Source organism: Xenorhabdus sp. SGI240 (assembly GCF_040081915.1).
GTDB lineage: Bacteria > Pseudomonadota > Gammaproteobacteria > Enterobacterales > Enterobacteriaceae > Xenorhabdus > Xenorhabdus bakwenae.
Map to the genome: position 1 here is coordinate 1 of NZ_JBEBMB010000132.1, position 4,270 is coordinate 4,270.

The window sequence follows — 4,270 nt, forward strand, 5'->3', positions numbered from 1 at the left end:
TTTTATTATTGAATATTTTTACTTAAGCCGTTAATCTGAAAACGCTAAACCATGAAACTAGAGTAATATTATTTCATATTTAAAATTATAAATATGAGAAAGAATAATTAATCAGGATGATTTTCAGAAGGTAGCGTATGAATTGTTCAGTAGAGAATTTGATTAGGCCGCTAATAAAATTTTGGGAAATTAGTAGTGATCCGTGGGGTGCGAAAGATCATACTTCAAAATTTATATATGCTAATAAAAAATATCATAAATTACTCTCCCTTCCTAAAGGATATGATGTAGAAGGCCATTTTGATGGTGAACTTCCAGCATCAACGGCAAAATTTCAGGATGAATTTCAAAAACACGACAGGAAAGTTGAAACATTATTAGATCGGGTTACCTCTATTGAAATTCATCCTTTTCAAAATCTAACCTACCTTCAACCCTGGTATTTCGATAAATTTCCATTAATTGATGAAAATGGGACATGCAGAGGCACCATTTTCCATGGAAGACCAGTAGATACTATAACACTAGAAAAGCTAAACAAAATAAATATACAAACATCATTAGTTTTTACACCTCCATCAGAGTTTTTTAGTAAAAGAGAATGGGAAATAGTGTTTTATATTCTGCAAGGATTTTCTACTAAAGATATCGCTGAAAGGTTATTTCTGTCCAACAGAACAATCGCCAATTACATCCAAAAATTGTATCAAAAAACAGGGGTGAAATGTAAGAAAGATTTGGTTGGATATTGTTATGAAAATAACATAGCTAACTATATCCCTGAAAATTTTTTCAGGGAATCACAGTCTATCACTTTTGCATAGTAATTATTCATATATATCTGAAAAACGAGTCCTATCATGGGATAGATGGGACTCTGGGCATAAAAATATTAATTTTACATTTTCATAAGCGACAAGTTGATGTGCGGTATTTGGATAAATACAAAAAATATCCCCCTGAGAAAATTGCCTTTTTTGGATATTATTAACTTCATTATCTAATACTTCACCTGTCCAGATTTCTCCATCACCAGAAAGTATTATATACCATTCATCTCCGATACTGTGGTTATGACACCCTACTCTCTTTCCTGCATTAATAACTGTCGCATAAGCGTTTAGTCCTTCTTTTTTTATCATCTGTCTGACTGAAATACCAACAGCATCATCTTTGATCGCATCTTCTGTAGAAAAACTAGCGAACTCTATCACAATTACATCCTTATATTTTAATATGAGTACTTTTTACTCTTTGTTAGGCTAGGTATTTAAATTTAACATTAATACATCTGCAAAAAAATAAATTTTTACAATTATCATAATCTTGTCTCATTTATTTTAAATAACATTACTCTTTTTGCTTACACCAGGGAAAACACATTCATTGGGATCGTCTCAGAAAACGGAAAATAAAGCACAATAGAAAAAGCCCCAAATAGAGCTGTCTCTTGAACTATGAAATATGAGCAAGAGACAGGTCTTCATCCGGGATTAAAGTTGACAAAATCTATGTCGAACAGGCCAGTGCGAAAGACATCAACCGGCCACAACTTCAGGATATGCTTCAACAGGTCAGAACCGGCGACACGATTGTCGTTGGAGACCATAAAAATCTGTGGGGCACTCACGCAGCAACTGCTTCTGCCCAAGAATGCTCCGCTTCGTCACCTAATTTTATGCCCGGATATCAATGCTCAAATTGGGTTTTCAAATCATCATTCAGCACCGCTGTGCGGGTCTGGATTAAATAATGCGCACCTTGCTGGCTCCATTGCATCTGCTGCTTTTTCACCATCCGTTTGGCAATCACTTCATTGATCGTCGATTCAACAAATGAAGAGGAAATGGGTTCACCATAGCGGTACATTTCACCGTAATTCGGGATCATCATGCTGTTATTTTCAATATAGGTGTACATTTCATCGATATGTTTTGACAAGGGTGTCTTATTTTCATAATGCAATATGTCCTCATCACACATTGCGGCACAATCATCCAGGTGTTCTAATGCCTTCATCACATTGCCATGCCAGAGATACCATTTTGTACTGGTTAAAGAGTCCAATAATTCTGCACCGAATTCCGGGGCGTTTTTCGATACCCCTTTCGCATATTGTTTGAGTACGGTCAGACGCATCGTGATATGAAACCAATCCAGTACGTGCTGCGATTCGGGGTACAGGTTAAATTGCAGATACCTGAGATTATCGGCACCATCCGATAAGAAAGTAATTTGTTGGTTCGCCTGCATTCCCTGCGAAGATAGCTGGGCGATGAGTTTTCTTCTGGGGTGATTTTCCAGACATTGCACAAAACCAAAGCGTTTAGTCGGGACATTCGCCGCGAATGATTTTCCGGCGATGATTTCAAAATGGTGTTTTCTGTCGTCCCGGTTTCTGACGTAGCCTCCATCAATACCCACTGTCATCGGTTTTCCCGGTTTGGGTAATTTTTCCCATTCTCTGGGAACGCCGGGGAGAAAATCCGGCACACCGTCTAATTCGGCCTCCTGTCTTTTGGCCGTCTGGCAGAGGTGATTTCGGATTGTAGCGGCATTACAATGTTCCCCCATCGGCAGAATATCTTTGAGCAGACTGGCGGTCAATCCATAAGACATCAGTGAAGCCCACCGGGTTTCTATATATCTGAGTTCCGGGTGAGTATGCGAATTACACCAATTATTAAGCAGGCTAACGGTCTGGGTTGAATGTTTCTCACACGTACACCGGTAAACCCGAAATCCCTCTACCGGGATAATGCCAAATAAGGTCCGGTACTGGAGGGGTTGTTTGCCTTTTATCCGGCGATTTCGTTGACAGCAAGGACAAGCACGATGTTCATCCAAATATTCCGCCGCCTGTTTCTGGATCACGGATTGCTGGATAGCGTGCAAAAGTACTTTCGATTCAGACAGGGAAAGTCCTATGTCATTGGGGGCATCGGACTGTTTTTCTATCGTGAATAACTTCTCAGTATGGCGATGACCTGATTTATCGACCATCACGATTTGGATTGTGAATTGCATGGTGCGGCTCTCCTGGGGTTGTGGCTACCGTATTCCCCCGTTTTTTAGCTGGTGACGCAATTTATAATACGTAGAAACACCTAACCCCACGTTATCGCAGGCCAGCTTTAACTTGATACCTTTCGCTCGTAACTCGTCTATTTGAGGCAATTTACTGATCTCCGCAGGTGGCCTGCCCGTTCGTTCTCCACGCTGTTTTTTCGCAGCGATCCCTTCGGTTTGTCTCTCCTGAATGAGCGCCCGTTCAAACTGACTGAAGGCTGACATCATATGCAGTTGCAGCTCTTGCATAGGCGTGCTCTCGTTGGCACTAAACGTGAGCTGCTCTTTCAGAAAGATCAGTGTAATGCCTTGTTCGCGTAAACGCAGGGTCAGGATACACATATCCATCATATTGCGGCATAACCGATCGATGGAGTGAACAACTATCGTGTCACCGGTTCTGACCTGTTGAAGCATATCCTTAAGCTGTGGCCGGTTGATGTTTTTCGCACTGGCCTGTTCGATATAGATTTTGTCAATTTTAATACCGGATGCAGACAGTGCCTCTTTCTGGCGATCAACGTGCTGGTCAACCGAACTCACCCGGATATAGGCATAGTGCATACAACTCTCAAAAGTCTTTAAACCTGATAAAGATTTGTAGAATACTCTATAAAATTGACTTTTTCGAGGTTTATAGAGAGTTATAACCTTGTTTTTAGCGCAGATGAAAAGGTATACCTTTATGGATACCGATCATCGCTTTCCGCTACAACCATATCACCATCGGCTCCAGTTCCGGGGCATTAAGGTTGAGCTGACTTAATTGACGATTAACCTTTCGGCGGTTGAATCGGACAGTATCCAGATCATCTATCAATGGGCGGATTTTTCTGACGGGTGTTGTGTCATCAGCATGAATAATCGCATTGAGCAATGCCAGTATTTTCGTCGTTTCATCCTCTGGCGTGGCACCGGGCATTCTATTTCCGGCCAGACAAAAAGGGGACGTTAAATTAGAATTTTCGAGAATTTTTTCAATACGGATATCATGCAGCCAGTGCTCGAAAAAGTTGTATTCGTAGGTAAAGCGGTCACCGGCATCAAATTCAAAGTCATCCAGCATGATTTTGTAAGGGTTATCAGGAAACCCAATTCCACCGGAGTAGGAAATGCCGTAATTTTTGCCATAAATACGGAATTGATGTAGGTGATCATCCTGCCATCCCTGTGCGATCTGAATGATATAGCAAAATCATAC

General features: G+C 40.7%; 4 protein-coding genes and 1 pseudogene. 1 reads left to right on the top strand and 4 read right to left on the bottom strand.

All coding sequences use genetic code 11. The features are described 5' to 3' along the window. The first annotated feature begins 137 nt into the window (after positions 1–137). Positions 138–824 (top strand): LuxR C-terminal-related transcriptional regulator, encoded by a 687-nt coding sequence (locus ABLA76_RS17040; protein ID WP_348988839.1) that lies wholly within the window; start codon positions 138–140, stop codon positions 822–824. Between the two features lie 3 nt (positions 825–827). On the opposite strand, the gene ABLA76_RS17045 is transcribed toward ABLA76_RS17040, so the two are convergent. The 4 genes and pseudogenes from ABLA76_RS17045 to ABLA76_RS17060 all read right to left on the bottom strand — a co-directional run bounded on the left by ABLA76_RS17045 (position 828) and on the right by ABLA76_RS17060 (position 4,255). Further along, positions 828–1,214, bottom strand: coding sequence for a cupin domain-containing protein (locus ABLA76_RS17045; protein ID WP_047771016.1), 387 nt, complete (start codon positions 1,212–1,214; stop codon positions 828–830). A 412-nt stretch (positions 1,215–1,626) separates the two neighbouring features. Further along, positions 1,627–3,027: pseudogene (locus ABLA76_RS17050) on the bottom strand (ISKra4 family transposase). Between the two features lie 24 nt (positions 3,028–3,051). Continuing rightward, a complete protein-coding gene (locus ABLA76_RS17055; protein WP_348988840.1) occupies positions 3,052–3,633 on the bottom strand; it encodes a recombinase family protein in 582 nt (193 codons plus the stop codon). Between the two features lie 145 nt (positions 3,634–3,778). Continuing rightward, positions 3,779–4,255 (bottom strand): plasmid pRiA4b ORF-3 family protein, encoded by a 477-nt coding sequence (locus tag ABLA76_RS17060; RefSeq protein ID WP_348988841.1) that lies wholly within the window; start codon positions 4,253–4,255, stop codon positions 3,779–3,781. Positions 4,256–4,270 lie beyond the last annotated feature (15 nt).